The sequence below is a fragment of the Rhizobium redzepovicii genome, assembly GCF_019793435.1.
Lineage (GTDB): Bacteria > Pseudomonadota > Alphaproteobacteria > Rhizobiales > Rhizobiaceae > Rhizobium > Rhizobium redzepovicii.
In genome coordinates this window covers 395872-412409 of sequence record NZ_JAILYH010000003.1, presented here as the reverse complement: position 1 = coordinate 412409, position 16538 = coordinate 395872, and the positions used below count along the sequence as shown (strand labels likewise).

Here is a 16538-nt window from a genome sequence, read left to right as displayed (position 1 = left end):
CGGCACGCGGACCGATTTCGTCTTGTCGCGAACTGCCTGCCTGTCGGCCGTCAAACGGCACCGGATTACACTGGACCTATATTAGTACAGTTTGAATATTACGGAATATTCATTACAAAAATTTAAGCCGTTATAACCACTTAGTGATTGCGACCGGGGAATTATGTCTTTTTTGCGCCGCAATATAAGCGGCTCAATCGGGCCATAAAAATCGCACCCCCCTTTCAACACCCGGTCTCGCCCATGAAGAAATTTTGGATCACTGTCAGCGTTATTGCAGTTGCCGCCGTCGGCGTCTGGCAATTCGGGAATCTGATCCCTTATGCCTCCCGCATTCCCACCCTCTCGCAGTTCATCAAGCAGCCGGTTGGCGGCAATGGCGGGCAGCCGGCACAGGGCGATCAGGCGCAGGCCGATCAAGCGCAGAACGGTGGGCAACATCAGGGCGGCGGGCGTAGACGCGGCGGTGGTGGCCCGACGATCGTGAAGACCGTTGCAGCTGTGAAAACTGCGCTGCCGACGGATGTGACGGCTTCCGGCTGGGCCGATGCCGACGACAACACAACCATTGCCGCACAGGAACAGGGCCTGATCGTCAGCATCAATGGCCAGGATGGGGCGACCGTCAAAGTCGGCGACCTGATCGCCAAGCTCGACGACCGGACGGCCAAGGCCGCCGTCGACAAGGACAATGCGATGATCGTGCGGGACACGGCGACGCTTTCGGAATCCGAAACCGCGCTGGTGCGCGCCCAGGACCTCTTCGATCAGAAAGCCGGCACTCAGCAGAGCCTCGATCAGGCGAGAGCCGCCCGCGATACCGCCGCCGCCACGGTCGACGCCGATAAGGCGACGCTGGCCTCGGATCAGATCATTCTTGAAAATACCGATATCCGCGCACCCTTCGACGGCCGGCTCGGCGATATCGCCATCAGCAGGGGCGCTTTCCTCAATGCCGGCTCGGCGATCGTCACCATCGCCAAATACGATCCGATCTATGTGAAATTTCATCTGCAGGAACGCTATCTCAGGGAATTGAAGACCGCGCTCGCAGCCGGCCCGGTCGAGGTCAGCACGGTTCCCGCCTCCACCAAGGGGCAGGTCCGCAAGGGCGAGATCAGCTTCTACGACAACACCGTCGACACCGCCTCGGGCACGATCCTCGCCAAGGCGAAATTCGAGAATGCCTCCGGCGCGCTCTGGCCCGGCCAGTCGGTCAACATCGTCGTGCATTTCAACAATGACGAACAGCAGGTGGTGGTGCCGACCGTGGCCGTCAGCCCCGGTCCGGAGGGGTTCTTCGCCTTCGTCGCCAAGGACGGCAAATCGCATCTGACGCCGGTCACCGTCGCCCGCGCCAATGGCGGCTTCACCGCCATCGCATCGGGTCTTTCGGAAGGCGACCATGTCGTCGTCGAGGGCCAGGGCCAGCTCAGCGACCAGCAGGCGATCAACGAGCAGTTCGACGAAAAAGCGCTTGATGTCGCCTCCGCCGACGAACCTCGGCAGCCCCAGCTATCCGAGACGATCGCGGTGGGAGCTCAGCAATGATCCCGAATTTCTGTATCCAGCGCCCCGTCGCGACGACGCTGCTCGCCATCGGCGTCATTCTGGCCGGTCTTGCCGGGTACCGGCTCGTGCCCGTCGCGGCCCTGCCGCAGGTCGATTTTCCGACGATCAACGTTTCGGCGCAGTTGAGCGGCGCCTCGCCGCAGACGATGGCGACCTCGGTCGCCACACCGCTGATCAAGCAGTTCGAGACCATTCCCGGGATCACCGAAATCAGCGCCTCGAGCTCGCTCGGCAGCAGCAGCATCGTGCTGCAGTTCGATCTCAACCGCGATATCGACGCCGCTGCGGCCGACGTGCAGGCGGCGATCTCGCATGCCACCCGGCAGTTGCCCGACAATCTGACGACGCCGCCGAGCTACCGCAAGACCAACCCGGCCGATGCGCCGGTCATGCTGCTCGCCGTGCAGAGCAACACCATGCCGCGCAGCAAGCTCGACGAGATCGCCGAGGACATCATCTCGCCGTCGCTGTCGACGCTTCCCGGCGTCGCTCAGGTCAGCGTTTTTGGCGCCCAGACCTATGCCGTGCGCGTCGAGGTCGATCCCAACAAGCTGCTTACCCGTGGCATCGGCATCGATACCGTCAACAAGGCGCTTGCTGCCGCCAACAGCCAGCAGCCGGTGGGAACACTGCAGAATAATTCGCAAAGCATGACCATCACGGCGAACACCCAGCGCACCAATGCCGAACAATTCCGCTCGCTGGTCATTGCCAATCCGAACGGCGCGCCGATCCATCTCGGCGATGTCGCCGATGTGCAGGACAGCGTCGAGAACCAGTATACCGGCAGCTGGTATGACGGCCAGCGCGGCATCATCCTCGCCATCCAGCGTCAGCCGGATGCCAACACGGTCGATGTCATTGATGCAATCAACGCCAAGCTGCCGCAGCTTCACGCCGAAATCCCGCCGTCGGTGAACACCGTCGTCATGAACGACGCGGCAAAACCCATTCGCGCCGCCATTTCAGACGTGAAGTTCACGCTGTTCCTGACGATCGGCCTCGTCGTTCTCGTCATCTACCTCTTCACCGGTCATGCCACGGCAACGATCATTCCGGGACTTGCCGTTCCGCTGTCGCTCATCTCGACCTTCGGCATGATGTATGTGCTCGGCTACAGCATCGACAACATCTCGCTCTTGGGGCTGACGCTCGCGGTCGGGCTGGTGGTCGACGACGCGATCGTCATGCTGGAAAATATCCTGCGCCATGTCGAAGAAGGCATGCCGGTGCGGGAGGCGGCGATCAAGGGGGCCGGCGAAGTCAGCTACACCATCATCTCCATGTCGGTTTCGCTGATCGCGGTGTTCATCCCGATCCTCCTGATGGGCGGCGTCGTCGGCCGCGTGTTCAACGAATTCGGCATGGTGGTCGCCATCGCCATCATCTCCTCGGCGATCGTCTCGCTGACTGTGACGCCGATGCTCGGCTCGCGCCTCTCCAACAACCACAGCCGCCCGCCGCTCCTCATCCGCATCTTCGATGCCGGCTTCGAGCGGACGCTCAACGGCTATGACAGGGCGGTCGGCTGGTGCCTTGGCCATCGCCTGACGATCCTCGGGGTTTTCGCCGGCTCGGTGGCGCTGACGATCTATTTCTTCATGGCGCTGCCGACGAGTTTCTTCCCGCAGGAAGACATCGGCCGGCTGACGATCAGCACCCAGGCGCGGCAGGACATTTCCTATACCGCCATGGAGGCGCTGCAGCAGCAGGCGGCAGCCGCCGTCAAGGCGAACCCGGCGGTCAACCACGTGATGTCGACGATTGGCGGCAACCCGAACAAACCGCAGAACAACGGCTCGATGTTTGTCGAACTCAAGGACAAGAAGGAGCGCCCGCCGCTTGACCAGACGCTGCGCGAGCTGCGCACGGCGATCAACAAGATCCCCGGATTGCAGGCCTTCGTGACGCCGAACCAGAGCCTGCGTTTCGGCGGCCGCCAGACCGCCAGCCAGTATCAGCTGGTGGTGCAGGCGCTCAGCGCCGACCAGACCAACCTCTGGGCCGGCAAGATCCAGGCGGCGATGCGTGGCGACCGAGGCCTGTTCACGGATGTGACCTCGGACGCCCAGAACAACGCCCTGCAGGCCAATATCGTCATCGACAGCGAGCGGGCCGCCGCCTACGGCATCGACAACGACACGCTGCGCACGACGCTGCAGGAATCCTTCAGCGGCTATGCGGCCGCAGAAATCCAGTCGACCGGCGACAGCTACGACGTCATCGTCGAATACGACACCAGCAAACCCTGGGACGACCAGAAGCTGTCGGAAATCCGTGTCATCTCCGCCAATGGCAGCCTGGTGCCGCTGTCGAACTTCGCCCATGTACAACGCACCACCGGCCCGGTCACCATCAACCAGACGGGTCAGCTGGTCTCGACCACGGTGTCCTTCAACCTGCCGGAAGGTGTGTCGCTCAGCGACGCCACGGCGGCGATCGAGCAGATCAAGAGGGACATCAGCGTGCCGGCCGACGTCTTCACCTCCTATGGCGGCACTGCGGAGATTTTCCAGCAGTCGCAGGGCAATACACCCTATCTGATCCTGGCGGCAGTGCTGACCATCTATGTCGTGCTCGGCGTGCTCTATGAGAGCTTCATCCATCCGCTCACCATCCTCTCCGGCCTGCCGGCTGCGGCCTTCGGCGCGCTGCTGGCACTTGACATCATGGGCTTCGATCTGTCGATCATCGCTTTGATCGGCCTGTTGATGCTGATCGGCATCGTCAAGAAGAACGCGATCATGATGATCGACGTGGCGGTGGAGACCATGCGCACAACAGGCGAAAAGGCTACGGCAGCGATCCATGAGGCCTGCGTGCGGCGCTTCCGGCCGATCATGATGACGACCTTCTGCGCCCTGCTCGGCGCCCTGCCGATCGCGCTCGGCACCGGCGCAAGCTCGGAACTGCGCCAGCCGCTCGGCATCGCCGTCGTCGGCGGCCTGATCGTCTCGCAGATGCTGACGCTCTTCATCACCCCGGTCATCTTCGTCGAGATGGACCGCTTCGGAAACTTCCTCGGCCGCCTGATCGGCCACAAGAAGGTAGAGGAGCCGGAGGTGCAGGAGGCAAGGGCAATGGCCGCCGAGTGATGACGGCCCTCTGACTTCGGCATTGCCGATTGCCCCTTGCGGCGCACTTCTTCTTCCAACCGGGAGAAGAAGTGCGCCCGCGATCACATCAACTTCCGCTCCTCTTGAATGTGTCACGCCTCTGTGGCATCACCCGCCCTCCTGAATCCGGGGCGTGCTTACGTCCCTTCGCGGAGCCACGCTCCGTCTCCAACAACAATCGGCATGAAGAGGTGCGGGCATGGCTCAGGCGCTGGGTTTGGACTTCGGCACGACGAATACGGTTCTCGCCATGGCGGATGGCGGGGCGACGCGCTCGATGGCATTCACGAGTACCGAAGGCACGGCCGACAGCATGCGCACGGCGCTTTCCTTCATGAAGGATGCGCAGCTCGGCGCTTCGGCGCTGAAGGTGGAGGCCGGCCATGCGGCGATCCGCCAATTCATCGACAATCCCGGCGAATGTCGCTTTCTGCAGTCGATCAAGACGTTTGCGGCGAGCGCGCTGTTCCAGGGCACGCTGATCTTCGCCAAGCGGCATAATTTCGAGGATCTGATGGAGATCTTCGTGCGGCGCCTGCGCAACTATGCCGGCGACCACTGGCCTTCGGATGTCAGCCGCATCGTCACCGGCCGGCCGGTGCATTTTGCCGGCGCCAGCCCCGATCCCGATCTCGCGACCGAACGCTACAATGAGGCGCTGTCGCGCTTCGGCTTTCCCGAGATCCACTATGTCTACGAACCGGTCGCCGCCGCCTTCTACTTCGCGCAGAACCTGAAGCAGGATGCAACCGTGCTGGTCGCCGATTTCGGCGGCGGCACGACCGACTATTCGCTGATCCGCTTCGAGACCGTCGCCGGCAAGCTGACGGCAACGCCGATCGGCCATTCCGGCGTCGGCGTCGCCGGCGACCATTTCGATTACAGGATGATCGACAACATCGTCGCGCCGCAGATCGGCAAGGGCAGCCATTTCAAAAGCTTCGACAAGATCCTCGAAGTGCCGTCCAACTACTATTCCAGCTTCGGCCGCTGGAACCAGCTGTCGATCTTCAAGACGACGCGCGAATTCGAGGATCTGAAGAAGCTGGTGCGCACCAGCCTGGAACCGGAAAAGCTCGAAATCTTCATCGACCTGATCGATCATGACGAGGGCTATCCGCTCTATCAGGCGGTGTCGGCGACAAAGATGGCGCTGTCGGCGGCCGAAGAGGCGCCTTTCGATTTCGCGCCGCTTGGCCGCGGCGGGCATCGCAGCATCCGGCGCAGCGATTTCGAAGGCTGGATCGCCGAGGATCTCGCCCGCATCGAAGGCGCGCTCGACGACGTGCTCGACAAGACCAGGACGAAGCCCGGAGAGATCGACAAGGTGTTCCTCACCGGCGGCACCTCCTTCGTGCCGGCGGTGCGGCGCATCTTCACCGAGCGCTTCGAGCGCGACCGGATCGAAAGCGGCGGCGAGCTTTTGTCGATCGCTCACGGTCTGGCGCTGATCGGCGAACGCGACGACATCGCGCAATGGACTGTGCAATAGGCTTGCAAGGGCGGCCAATATGCCGCGCGCCCTTTCAATGCCCATTTCTCTCCGTTAAGCTTGCCGCATGATTTCCACCAACGATCTTTCCCCCGCCGAGCTTGCAGCGCTTCTGCACTTCCATGCGGATGCCGGCGTGGAGTGGCTGCTGGAGGAAGAGGCGATCGACCGCTTCGCCGAGTTCGAAGCGATGAAAGCGGCGCGGCGCCCGGCCACGCAAGCGCAGCCGCAACCTGCCGCCGCCGGGGAGCGTGCCGCGCCCGGCGAAAGCCGGACATCGCCGCGTCCGAATGCAGCGGCACGCCCGGCCCCGGCTGAACGCGCCGCTTCCGGCCCGCAACCGGCGATCCCGGATGGCGAGGCCGTGCAGCAGGCGCGTTTCGTCGCCGAATCCGCGCGGTCGCTGGCAGAGCTCAAGACCGCACTCGAAGCCTTCAACGGCTGCAATCTCAAGCACAGCGCCCGCTCGACCATCTTTGCCAGCGGCGATGCCGAAAGCGGCATCATGGTGATCGGCTCGGCGCCAGGCGCCGAAGACGATCGCGAAGGTGTGCCCTTCTCCGGAAAATCCGGCCAGCTGTTCGACAAGATGCTGGCGGCGATCGGGCTGAGGCGTTCAGCCATTCTGCTGACGCAGGTCATCCCGTGGCGGCCACCCGGCAATCGTGCGCCCTCGGCCGCCGAAATGGATATCTGCCGGCCTTTCATCGAACGGCAGATCGCGCTGGCCGAACCCAAGGCCATCCTGCTGCTCGGTAATTTTTCGGCCCGCTTCTTCTTCGGCGAAAACGACACGATTCACGGCCTGCGCGGCCGCTGGAAGGAAATTGCCGCTGCGGACTGTGTCATTCCTGCCATAGCCAGCCTGCATCCGCAGGATCTGTTGACCGCGCCCGTCAACAAGCGGCTGGCCTGGAACGACCTGCTCGCTTTTCAAGCAAAGCTTAAGTCCCTCTCTTTGCTTAGAAATTAGCCAAAGTTGAATAATTTGTGAATCGATCTATGCGTATATCGCATGGCTGCATCCCGCCGTGACGCATTGCGGAATCAATGCTGCACCGCAATATGAGGTGGTGTCTTGGGAGGAACCACAGGAACCAAGGCCATGAACAAGCATTTTCGTCCTATCCATAGCGGGTTTGAAACCCTTCGCCTCGCCGGCGACCAAGTTCGTTCCACCCACGGCTACAGCCGTTTCGGCTTTGCCGCGAACGAACAGATGACCGCCCGCGGCACCGGCATCAACGGCCGCACGGCGCGCCCCGACGCGATTTTCTCGGACTTCCAGCAGTATTGAGCGGCAGGCACTCTGCCTGCCTTCAAGAGTAAAGAGTAACAAGATGACGATCCTGATATCGCTTCTGCGCAACATCGAAATCTTCGAGCATATCCGCGCTGCGCTCTCCGCCGCGCGGGAATATGAACGCGAGCTTTCGGTGAAGCCGGCCGATGCCGGCAGACATGGCCGAAGTGCCGCGGCAATCGTTCTCTGATCAGACGGCCATTTCCTCGAACTGGGCTTTCGCCCATTCGAAGGCCTCGTCGACATAGGCGAACTTGACCGCCTGCCAGGCGCAATATTGCTCGACGAAATCCCGAGATATCCACAGATGCGCCTTGCGCGGTTCATCATCCCAGCCGACGCAGCCGCGCTGCGCCGCCTTTGCCAGTAGCCGCTGCAGATGGGTGCGCGACATCATGAAGTCGGCCGCGAGCGCGCGGGTTTCGACGCGGCCGACGGAATACCTCCCTGGTTCGCCGCTTTCTATATCCATGCGGGCGATGAAGTTGTCGATGACGAGGCCGCCGGCTTCCGTCCAGAGGAACAGCGCCACCTGTTCCGGCGGCTCGCGCCAGGCGGCGTCTTCCAGGCAATGGCGGGCAATGCGCGGCTGAACCAGCCGCATCAATGATGGGTTTGCCTGGAAAAACGCTGCCCTTTGACCGCCATCCAGCAGATCGAGCGCACCGAGATTGGAATGAATCCAGGCAAACATCGCCTGATGGCTGACCTCGGCCGGCTCGAAATGACGCGGCCGCCGCCGCTCGTCGCCCGGTGTGTGGACAATGAAGCGGTAGGTATAAAGCTCTTCGATGAAGGCGAGCACGGTGTTGCGGCTCGCCACCTTATGCGCGGTGATGCGTCCGGTCAGCCGGACGGCGGTGAAACCCGAGGTCGGGTCGCGCGGATCATATTCCAGGTTGAGGGCATAGGCAGTCTGGGTCAGAAGCCAGCGCTGATGCGAAGCGAGCAATCGCGCCAACCGTGGGCCGGCATCGAACATACCGCGCATCTGCCCAGCCAAAAAGCGGATGCTCAGCAGAAAGGAACAGTTCCCCGCCAATTGCTCCGCCGTGAATGCCATTACGCTTTTCTCCACCTCCCCTCGCCGGCCGGCGATCGGAGTAACGACACCGAGCGCTCTTCCGGCATCAGCGCCATTCAGACATGCACAGCTTCGAATAAATGATACTCTCTCATCTTCAACAAACATATTCCAAGAAGCAACGGTATCCCAAGAATTCACCATTCTTTTCGTCCCTTGCGCGCAATTTTCGAATCACGGCAACCACCACATTAAAGCCTTTCATATCAGCAGCTTGCCGGTGTCAGGCCGGCGGCGTCGTGGCTTTGCGCGCCTCCCGTTGCTCGATTCCCAGCTGATGCTCGCGATAGATGATGAAGATGCCGGCGGAGACGACGATCAGAGTGCCGATCAGCATGGTCACGCTCGGCACGTCGCCGAAGACGAAATAGGCAACGATGCCGCCGAGCAGGATCGAGGTATATTCAAACGGCGCGATGGTGGAGACGTCGGCATGGCGGTAGCTTTCGGTCAAGAGGATCTGTGCGACGCCGCCGCAAAAGCCGGCCGCGATCAGATAGAGCGCCGACGGCCAAGGCAGAATGAGCCAGCCGAACGGCAGGGAGGCCAGCGAGAAGACCGAAGCGGTGAGCGAGAAATAGAGCACGATCGTCGCCGTCTTCTCCTCCTCGACGAGACGGCGCACCTGGATCATCGCCATGCCGCCGAGAACGGCCGAGATGAGCACTGCGAGCGCGCCAATGGCCTGTTCGGCTTCCATGCCGCCATCGCGGAACAGCGTCAGCTTCGGCCAGGAGACGATGGCGACGCCGACGATGCCGACTAGGACGGCGCTCCAGCGATAGATGCGCACGGTCTCGCCGAGAAAAACCGCGGCGAAGATAACGGCGACGAGCGGCAGCGCATAACCGAGCGCGATCGCCTCCGGCAGCGGCAGATGCAGGAGGCCGTAGAAACCGAAAGCCATCGACATGATGCCGATCGTGCCGCGCTTGAGGTGGCCGACCGGATTGGCAGTGTAGAAAGCGGCGCGCAGTTGCCCGATATAGGCGAGATAGGCGATGATCGGGAAGAGCGCGAAGAAGGACCTGCAAAAAGTGACCTGCCCCGGCGGGATGGCCGAGCCCGCCAGCTTGATGAAGGTCTGCATGGCCAGGAAGACCACGACCGACGAGACTTTCAGCGCAATGCCTCTCATCGGGTTTTTGAGAACCGCGTGCATGATCCTGGCTCTTGATATCGACTTAACAGGAACGGGAAGACGCGTTCGACTCGGGAACGCTGGGGATGACCTCTTCCATCGTAGCGGAAGAAAATCCCGATTGGCGAAAAATCGCAGGCGGCGCGGAAGAATCACAAAATTGCTTTCCGCCGCAGGCCCGACGATGCGGCAATGCGCGCCCTCGCGTCGAATTTTCGCTCTCTTCAGCCATTCCCCCCGAAATGTTTACCTCTGACCGCTCGGTGTTAACCAATTGAAAACCATAGGCACGCATCGTTTTCGCTGATCTCGAAATTTCCTCGCCCCCAAGACGATTGCCGCCCTTCCAGGATCATTTGATGAAGCCGCTCAGCGCAGAAACCATTGCCCAGTCGCAGAATGCGACACCGCGCTCGATGCGCGTCGTCACCGACGGCATCAGCACCGACCTTGAGCGCTTCAGCGCCGAAAACACCAATATCGTCAAGCAGATCAAGCTGCTCGCCATCAATGCGCTGATCGAAGCGGCAAGAGCCGGTGAGACCGGAAAGGGCTTCGCTGTCGTTGCCAACGAGGTGCAGCGGTTGGCGCAGATCGCAACCGACATCACCGGCAGGTTCGAGAGCAACGTGCTCGGCCGCATCGGCCTCAGCCGCGCCATGGCGGATTGCCTGGTCGAGGAGATGGAGGGCGTCCGCCTCACCGACCTGGCGCAGACGCTGGTGCAGCTCATCGTCCGCAACCTCTTCGAGCGTACCGCCGATGTGCGCTGGTGGGCGACGGACCCGGCACTCTGGCAGGCGCTGCAGAACCCCGATCGGGACACCGTCGCCTTTGCAGCGCAGCGCCTCGGCGCCATCAACCGCTTCTACACTGTCTATCTCGATCTCGTCGTGACCGATCTCTCGGGCAAGGTGATCGCCTCCGCCAATCCCAAGTTCCAGCGCAAGATCGGCGGGGCAAGCCTTGCCGGTGATCCGTGGTTCCGCGCGGCTTCGGCGTGCTCCTCCGGTGACGCTTATAGTGTCGACGAGGTCAAATCGAGCCCGCTCCACGACAACAGGCATGCGCTCGTCTATGCCACCGGCATCCGCGAAGGCGGCAAGATCGACGGGCGGCTGATCGGCACGCTCGGCGTCTATTTCGACTGGCAGAACCAGGGCCAGGCGATCGTCGAGAAAGAGGCGAACCTGCCGCCGCAGCTGGCGGAGAAAACGACGGTCATGCTGCTCGACGGCAAGAGCCGGGTCATCGCCAGCACTAATCCCGCCCTGCTCTTTTCCCATTTTGCCCTCGCCAACCCGTCCGGCCGGGCCAAGGGTAGCTACTACGACAATAGCGGCTCGATCGTCGCCTTCGCACGCACCCTCGGCTACGAGGATTACGACGGGCTCGGCTGGTACGGCGTCGTCGTCCAGCGGACGGAAAACGACGCGACGATCAAGGCAGCGCTCAATTTGAAATAGCGCCATCCCGCCAGCAGCGGCGTTCATCCGCCCGAAACAGGATATTTTGCCCGCGAACTTGGTGTTCGCGGGCAATTTGCTTTAACTTTAGTTCAGACTTTAATGTAATCATGCCCGGCAAATTTATGGCAGAGTGCGCCCGCCTCTGTATTCCGCGGTTGTCAAATAACGGTCTTCAGGAAACACCATGCGAACAGATAACGGCCAGATCATTCATCTGGCAGATTACCGTCCCACCGACTTCGTGCTGGAACGCGTGGACCTGACGTTCGAACTCGATCCGACGGAGACAAAGGTCGAGGCACGCCTGATCTTTCATCGCCGCCCAGGCGCCGATCTGGCAGCGCCGATCGTGCTTGACGGCGACGAGTTGACGCTGTCGGGGCTGCTCTTCGACCAGGTGGAGCTCGAACCTTCGCGGTATGACGCTACAGCGGAAAGCCTGACGGTGCGCGACCTGCCGGAAAGCGCTCCCTTCGAGCTGACGATCACCACGCTCATCAATCCCGAGGCCAACACCCAGCTGATGGGCCTTTACCGCACCGGCGGCATCTACTGCACGCAATGCGAGGCGGAAGGTTTCCGCCGCATCACCTATTTCCCCGATCGTCCGGACGTGCTTGCACCGTTCACGGTCAATATCATCGCGGACAAGGACGCCAACCCGCTGCTCCTCTCGAACGGCAACTTCCTCGGCGGCGCCGGCTACGGCCCCGGCAAGCATTTCGCCGCCTGGTTCGACCCGCATCCGAAGCCAAGCTATCTCTTCGCGCTCGTTGCCGGCGATCTCGGCGTCGTCGAAGACACGTTCACCACCATGTCCGGCCGCGAGGTGGTGCTGAAGATCTATGTCGAACACGGCAAGGAGCCGCGCGCGGCCTATGCCATGGACGCGCTGAAGCGCTCGATGGCATGGGACGAAGAGAGGTTCGGACGCGAATACGACCTCGACATCTTCATGATCGTCGCCGTCTCCGACTTCAACATGGGCGCGATGGAGAACAAGGGTCTCAACGTCTTCAACGACAGATACGTCCTTGCCGATCCCGAGACCGCGACCGATGCCGACTACGCCAATATCGAAGCGGTCATCGCGCATGAATATTTCCACAATTGGACCGGCAACCGCATCACCTGCCGCGACTGGTTCCAGCTGTGCCTTAAGGAAGGCCTGACGGTCTATCGCGATCAGGAATTCTCCTCCGATCAGCGCTCGCGCCCGGTCAAACGCATCGCCGATGTTCGTCACCTGAAATCCGAGCAGTTTCCGGAAGATGGCGGCCCGCTCGCCCATCCTGTGCGGCCGACGACCTATCGCGAGATCAACAATTTCTACACGAGGACCGTCTACGAGAAGGGCAGCGAAGTGACGCGGATGATCGCGACGCTGCTCGGCAAGGACGACTTCAAGAAGGGCATGGACCTCTATTTCGACCGCCATGACGGCCAGGCGGTGACGATCGAGGATTTCGTCAAATGCTTCGAGGATGCGAGCGGACGCGACCTCACGCAATTCTCGCTCTGGTACCATCAGGCCGGCACGCCGCTGGTCACCGCATCGGGCAGCTATGATGCGGCGGCGGCCACCTTCACCCTGTCGCTCGAACAGATGATCCCGGCAACGCCCGGCCAGTCGAGCAAGGAATCGATGCATATTCCGCTCAGCCTGGCGCTCTTCGGCGAAAACGGCGGCAAGCTCGAGCCGAGCTTGGTCGACGGCGCCGAATATGCCGGCGAGGTGCTGCATCTCACCGGCCGCACGCAGACGGTGGTGTTTCACGGTATCGGCTCGCGGCCGGTCGTTTCGATCAACCGCAGCTTCTCGGCGCCGATCAATCTGCATTTCGATCAGAGCCCAGCCGATCTCGCCCATCTCGCCCGCCATGAGACCGATCACTTCGCCCGCTGGCAGGCCCTGACCGATCTGGCGCTGCCGAACCTCCTGAAAGCCGCCCGCGACGCGCGCGAGGGCAAGCCTGTTGTCTGCGAGGCGACTTTCGTCGGGACGCTGATTGCGGCCGCCGCCGACGACACCCTCGAGCCCGCCTTCCGCGCCCAGGCGCTGGCGCTGCCGAGCGAATCCGATATTGCCCGCGAACTCGGCGGCAATAACGATCCCGATGCCATCCATGCCGGCCGGCAGGCGATCCTGAAACAGGTCGCCGAGGCCGGAAAGGATGTTTTTGCCGGCCTCTACGCCGCGACGGCGACATCGGGCGATTTCAGCCCGGACGCAAGGAGCGCCGGCCTCAGGGCGCTGCGCAATACGGCGCTGACCTATCTCTCGCACGCCGAGCAGACGCCGGCCCGCGCCAGAGCCGCCTTCGATGCGGCCAACAACATGACCGATCTCAGCCATGCGCTGACGATCCTCGCCCATCGTTTCCCCGACAGCACCGAGACCGCCGAGGCGCTCGCCGCCTTCCGTCAGCGCTTTGCGGAGAATGCGCTCGTCATCGACAAATGGTTTGCCATCCAGGCCGGCATTCCCGGCTCAAAAACCCTGGAACGGGTCCGCACCCTGATGGACGATTCGCTGTTCAAGCGGACCAATCCGAACCGGATGCGGTCGCTGGTCGGCACCTTCGCCTTTGCCAATCCGACCGGCTTCGGCCGCGCCGACGGCGAAGGCTATCGTTTCCTCGCCCGTCAGATTCTCGATATCGACGAGCGCAATCCGCAGCTTGCCGCCCGCATTCTGACTTCGATGCGCTCCTGGCGCTCGCTCGAACCGGTGCGGGCCGATCATGCCCGCGCAGCGCTGAACGAGATCGAGCGGGCTGCCGCTCTTTCGACCGACGTGCGCGATATCGTCGAGCGCACGCTGAAGGGGTGATTTGCTTCGGCCGGCTGCCGCGAATAATTCGGCGGCCGGTTGCCGAGCAAATCGAATTGCCCGAAAAACACGAGATTCTAAATAGTTAACGGATTTTTACCTTTGCCTCTGGACAAGGCGAATCACCCATGATTCTCTAGGTCAGGTTCGAGCGAGCGGCGCGCGAATCACACGAGGGACAAGGCGAAGAGATGATGGACGTGCGGCGGGCAACCGTGGCCGGAGGACGGCTGCGTGTCGATTTTGACGGGTTGAAAGCCTGGCGAGACAGCCTTTCCGGTCATGCGACATCGGAACCACTTCTCCGTCATCTGCCGAAGGCGGAACTGCTCCTGAAGCGCGCCATTCCGGCGCTGATCGTCGCCTTCCTCTTTGTTGTCGCCGCCTCGCATTTCTTCGGCATGGTCAGCGAATATTCCCGCCTGGAAGCCTCGGCCCGCCATGCCACCGCGCTTTCGGCCGCGACCGCCTCCGCAGTGTTTGCCGATACATCCGAGATTTTCGACAGCGGCGACATCGCGGAAGCGCAGGCAAGGCTTGCCAGGTTCCTGCCGCAGGACCGGCTCGACAGCGGCGCCTTCGTGCTCCTTGTCCAGGCAAGCGGCAAGGTCTTTGCCGCAACGACCGCCGGGCTTTCGCATGTCGGCAGCAATGTCGGCGATTTCTTTCCCGAGGTCTCGGCAATCCGGCGTTTCGGCGATCGCGCCGGCGTCATCGAAACGACGATCGGCGGCGTGCCGCACTATGCCGAGATCACGCTGATGGGCAATGCCGGCGGTTATATCGTCGCCGCCACCTCGCTCGACGAGATCAGCCGCCTCTGGCGCGAGCAGCTCGCCCTCAACGTCACGCTGTTTGCCGGCATCTCCTCGATCCTGCTGGTCATCCTCTATGCCTATTACACGCAGGTGAAACGCGCCCGCGACGCCGACGACATCTTTCTGGAATCGAACCTGCGCGTCGAGACGGCGCTGTCGCGCGGCCGCTGCGGCCTTTGGGACTTCGATTTCGAGAACCGCGAATTCTTCTGGTCGCGCTCGATGTACGACATGCTCGGCCTGCCGGGTTCCGACAAGACGATGGGTTTCGGCGAAGCCGCGCGACTGATGCATCCCGATGACGGCGGGCTCTACGAGATCGCGCGCGCCATCGCCAAGGGCCACTCCGGCCAGGTCGATCAGATCTTCCGCATGCGCCATGCCGGCGGCCACTATGTCTGGATGCGCGCCCGTGCCCAGGTGATCCGCAGCAATTCCGGCCGCGTGCACCTGATCGGCATCGCCATGGACGTGACCGAGCAGCATCGGCTTGCCCAGCGTTACGCCGAAGCCGACCAGCGCCTTGCCGACGCCATCGAATGCACCTCTGAGGCCTTCGTGCTCTGGGACAAGAACGATCGGCTGGTCATGTGCAACACCCATTTCCAGCAGGCTTACGGCTTGCCGGACAGCGTGCTGGTGCCCGGCACCGAGCGCTCGATCGTCAATGCCGCCGCTGCCCGCCCCGTCATCGAACGTCGGATCGCCGACGCCGACGGTTCCGGCTATTCGCGCACGACCGAGGTGCAGCTTGCCGACGAGCGCTGGCTGCAGATCAACGAGCGGCGCACCCGAGACGGCGGCAGGGTCTCTGTGGGAACCGACATCACCCTGATGAAACGCCATCAGGAGCGGCTGCGCGAATCCGAACGCCGGCTGATGGCGACGATCGGCGATCTCTCCGCCTCGCGGCAGACGCTGGAGATCCAGAAATCCGAGCTTTCGACGGCGAACGCCAACTACCAGGCGGAGAAAGAGCGCGCCGAGGCCGCCAACAAGGCGAAATCGGAATTTCTCGCCAACATGTCGCATGAGCTGCGCACGCCGCTGAACGCCATCCTCGGCTTCTCCGAAATCCTGCAGAACCAGATGTTCGGACCGCTCGGCTCGCTGAAATACGACGAATATGCCCGTGACATCCATGACAGCGGCAAACATCTGCTCAACGTCATCAACGACATTCTCGACATGTCGAAGATCGAGGCCGGCCATCTCAGGCTGCATTGCGAGCGCATCGATCTCGTGCCGCTGATCGAGGAAAGCCTGCGCTTCACGGCCATTCCGGCGGCCGAGAAGAACATCGTCATCGATCAGCGCATCTCATCCGGCCTGACGCTGACCGCCGACCGCCGGGCGATGAAACAGGTGCTTCTCAACCTGCTCTCCAATGCCGTGAAGTTCACCGACAATGGCGGCCGCATCGCGGTGCGCACACGCCGCATCGACGGTGCCGTGCTCGTCACCATCGCCGATACCGGCATCGGCATTCCCCGCTCGGCGCTGTCGAAGATCGGCCAGCCCTTCGAACAGGTGCAGAGCCAATATGCCAAGAGCAAGGGCGGCTCCGGCCTCGGGCTTGCCATCTCCCGCTCGCTGACCGCGCTGCATGGCGGCCGCATGAAGATCCGCTCCCGCGAAGCCGTGGGCACGGTGATCTCGCTGCGCATCCCGGACGACGTCTAAGGAACGGCGGCGGCGTCGCCGATGCAT

The 16538-nt window shown here is 62.3% G+C and carries 12 protein-coding genes; 10 read left to right on the top strand and 2 right to left on the bottom strand.

Annotation, left to right across the window (positions count from 1 at the left end):
• Positions 1-243: 243 nt before the first annotated feature.
• The 6 genes from K6N12_RS06805 to K6N12_RS06780 all read left to right on the top strand — a co-directional run bounded on the left by K6N12_RS06805 (position 244) and on the right by K6N12_RS06780 (position 7673).
• Positions 244-1551, top strand: a complete 1308-nt coding sequence (locus K6N12_RS06805) for an efflux RND transporter periplasmic adaptor subunit (protein ID WP_097629473.1) — start codon at positions 244-246, stop codon at positions 1549-1551.
• On the top strand, positions 1548-4667 hold the full coding sequence (locus K6N12_RS06800) for an efflux RND transporter permease subunit (RefSeq protein ID WP_097629472.1): 3120 nt from the start codon (positions 1548-1550) through the stop codon (positions 4665-4667). Before K6N12_RS06805 ends, K6N12_RS06800 begins: the two co-directional genes overlap by 4 nt.
• 220 nt (positions 4668-4887) lie before the next feature.
• The gene (locus K6N12_RS06795) at positions 4888-6180 is read left to right on the top strand and encodes an Hsp70 family protein (RefSeq protein ID WP_097629471.1); all 1293 of its coding nucleotides are present in this window, start codon (positions 4888-4890) and stop codon (positions 6178-6180) included.
• Between the two features lie 67 nt (positions 6181-6247).
• Positions 6248-7153, top strand: coding sequence for a uracil-DNA glycosylase (locus K6N12_RS06790; protein WP_097629470.1), 906 nt, complete (start codon positions 6248-6250; stop codon positions 7151-7153).
• A 132-nt stretch (positions 7154-7285) separates the two neighbouring features.
• The gene (locus tag K6N12_RS06785) at positions 7286-7477 is read left to right on the top strand and encodes a hypothetical protein (protein ID WP_003569328.1); all 192 of its coding nucleotides are present in this window, start codon (positions 7286-7288) and stop codon (positions 7475-7477) included.
• 43 nt (positions 7478-7520) lie between these two features.
• Positions 7521-7673 (top strand): hypothetical protein, encoded by a 153-nt coding sequence (locus K6N12_RS06780; protein WP_165503977.1) that lies wholly within the window; start codon positions 7521-7523, stop codon positions 7671-7673.
• Here the strand turns inward: K6N12_RS06780 and K6N12_RS06775 are convergent, their stop codons facing one another.
• Both K6N12_RS06775 and K6N12_RS06770 read right to left on the bottom strand, forming a co-directional pair.
• Complete coding sequence (locus K6N12_RS06775) at positions 7674-8546, bottom strand: hypothetical protein (protein WP_097629469.1); 873 nt, start codon at positions 8544-8546, stop codon at positions 7674-7676.
• Positions 8547-8790: 244 nt separating this feature from the next.
• Complete coding sequence (locus K6N12_RS06770) at positions 8791-9729, bottom strand: DMT family transporter (RefSeq protein ID WP_131711783.1); 939 nt, start codon at positions 9727-9729, stop codon at positions 8791-8793.
• 65 nt (positions 9730-9794) lie between these two features.
• Here K6N12_RS06770 and K6N12_RS06765 point away from each other — a divergent pair, with 65 nt between their 5' ends.
• From K6N12_RS06765 to K6N12_RS06750, 4 genes are all read left to right on the top strand, one after another.
• Positions 9795-9986, top strand: a complete 192-nt coding sequence (locus tag K6N12_RS06765; protein WP_165503978.1) for a hypothetical protein — start codon at positions 9795-9797, stop codon at positions 9984-9986.
• 81 nt (positions 9987-10067) lie between these two features.
• On the top strand, positions 10068-11174 hold the full coding sequence (locus K6N12_RS34635) for a methyl-accepting chemotaxis protein (protein WP_097629466.1): 1107 nt from the start codon (positions 10068-10070) through the stop codon (positions 11172-11174).
• Between the two features lie 187 nt (positions 11175-11361).
• The gene (pepN, locus tag K6N12_RS06755) at positions 11362-14010 is read left to right on the top strand and encodes an aminopeptidase N (protein WP_097629465.1); all 2649 of its coding nucleotides are present in this window, start codon (positions 11362-11364) and stop codon (positions 14008-14010) included.
• Between the two features lie 191 nt (positions 14011-14201).
• Positions 14202-16511: a PAS domain-containing sensor histidine kinase gene (locus K6N12_RS06750; RefSeq protein ID WP_097629464.1), complete on the top strand. Its 2310-nt coding sequence runs from the start codon at positions 14202-14204 to the stop codon at positions 16509-16511.
• Positions 16512-16538 lie beyond the last annotated feature (27 nt).

Excerpts from the sequence above, each read along its gene's own strand:
- K6N12_RS06780 (WP_165503977.1), top strand. The coding sequence starts at position 7,521 with ATGACGATCCTGATATCGCTTCTGCGCAACATCGAAATCTTCGAGCAT.
- K6N12_RS06765 (WP_165503978.1), top strand. The coding sequence starts at position 9,795 with ATGACCTCTTCCATCGTAGCGGAAGAAAATCCCGATTGGCGAAAAATC.
- K6N12_RS06790 (WP_097629470.1), top strand. The coding sequence starts at position 6,248 with ATGATTTCCACCAACGATCTTTCCCCCGCCGAGCTTGCAGCGCTTCTG.
- K6N12_RS06770 (WP_131711783.1), bottom strand. The coding sequence starts at position 9,729 with ATGCACGCGGTTCTCAAAAACCCGATGAGAGGCATTGCGCTGAAAGTC.
- K6N12_RS06785 (WP_003569328.1), top strand. The coding sequence starts at position 7,286 with ATGAACAAGCATTTTCGTCCTATCCATAGCGGGTTTGAAACCCTTCGC.
- K6N12_RS06775 (WP_097629469.1), bottom strand. The coding sequence starts at position 8,546 with ATGGCATTCACGGCGGAGCAATTGGCGGGGAACTGTTCCTTTCTGCTG.
- K6N12_RS06795 (WP_097629471.1), top strand. The coding sequence starts at position 4,888 with ATGGCTCAGGCGCTGGGTTTGGACTTCGGCACGACGAATACGGTTCTC.
- K6N12_RS34635 (WP_097629466.1), top strand. The coding sequence starts at position 10,068 with ATGAAGCCGCTCAGCGCAGAAACCATTGCCCAGTCGCAGAATGCGACA.
- pepN (WP_097629465.1), top strand. The coding sequence starts at position 11,362 with ATGCGAACAGATAACGGCCAGATCATTCATCTGGCAGATTACCGTCCC.
- K6N12_RS06800 (WP_097629472.1), top strand. The coding sequence starts at position 1,548 with ATGATCCCGAATTTCTGTATCCAGCGCCCCGTCGCGACGACGCTGCTC.
- K6N12_RS06750 (WP_097629464.1), top strand. The coding sequence starts at position 14,202 with ATGATGGACGTGCGGCGGGCAACCGTGGCCGGAGGACGGCTGCGTGTC.
- K6N12_RS06805 (WP_097629473.1), top strand. The coding sequence starts at position 244 with ATGAAGAAATTTTGGATCACTGTCAGCGTTATTGCAGTTGCCGCCGTC.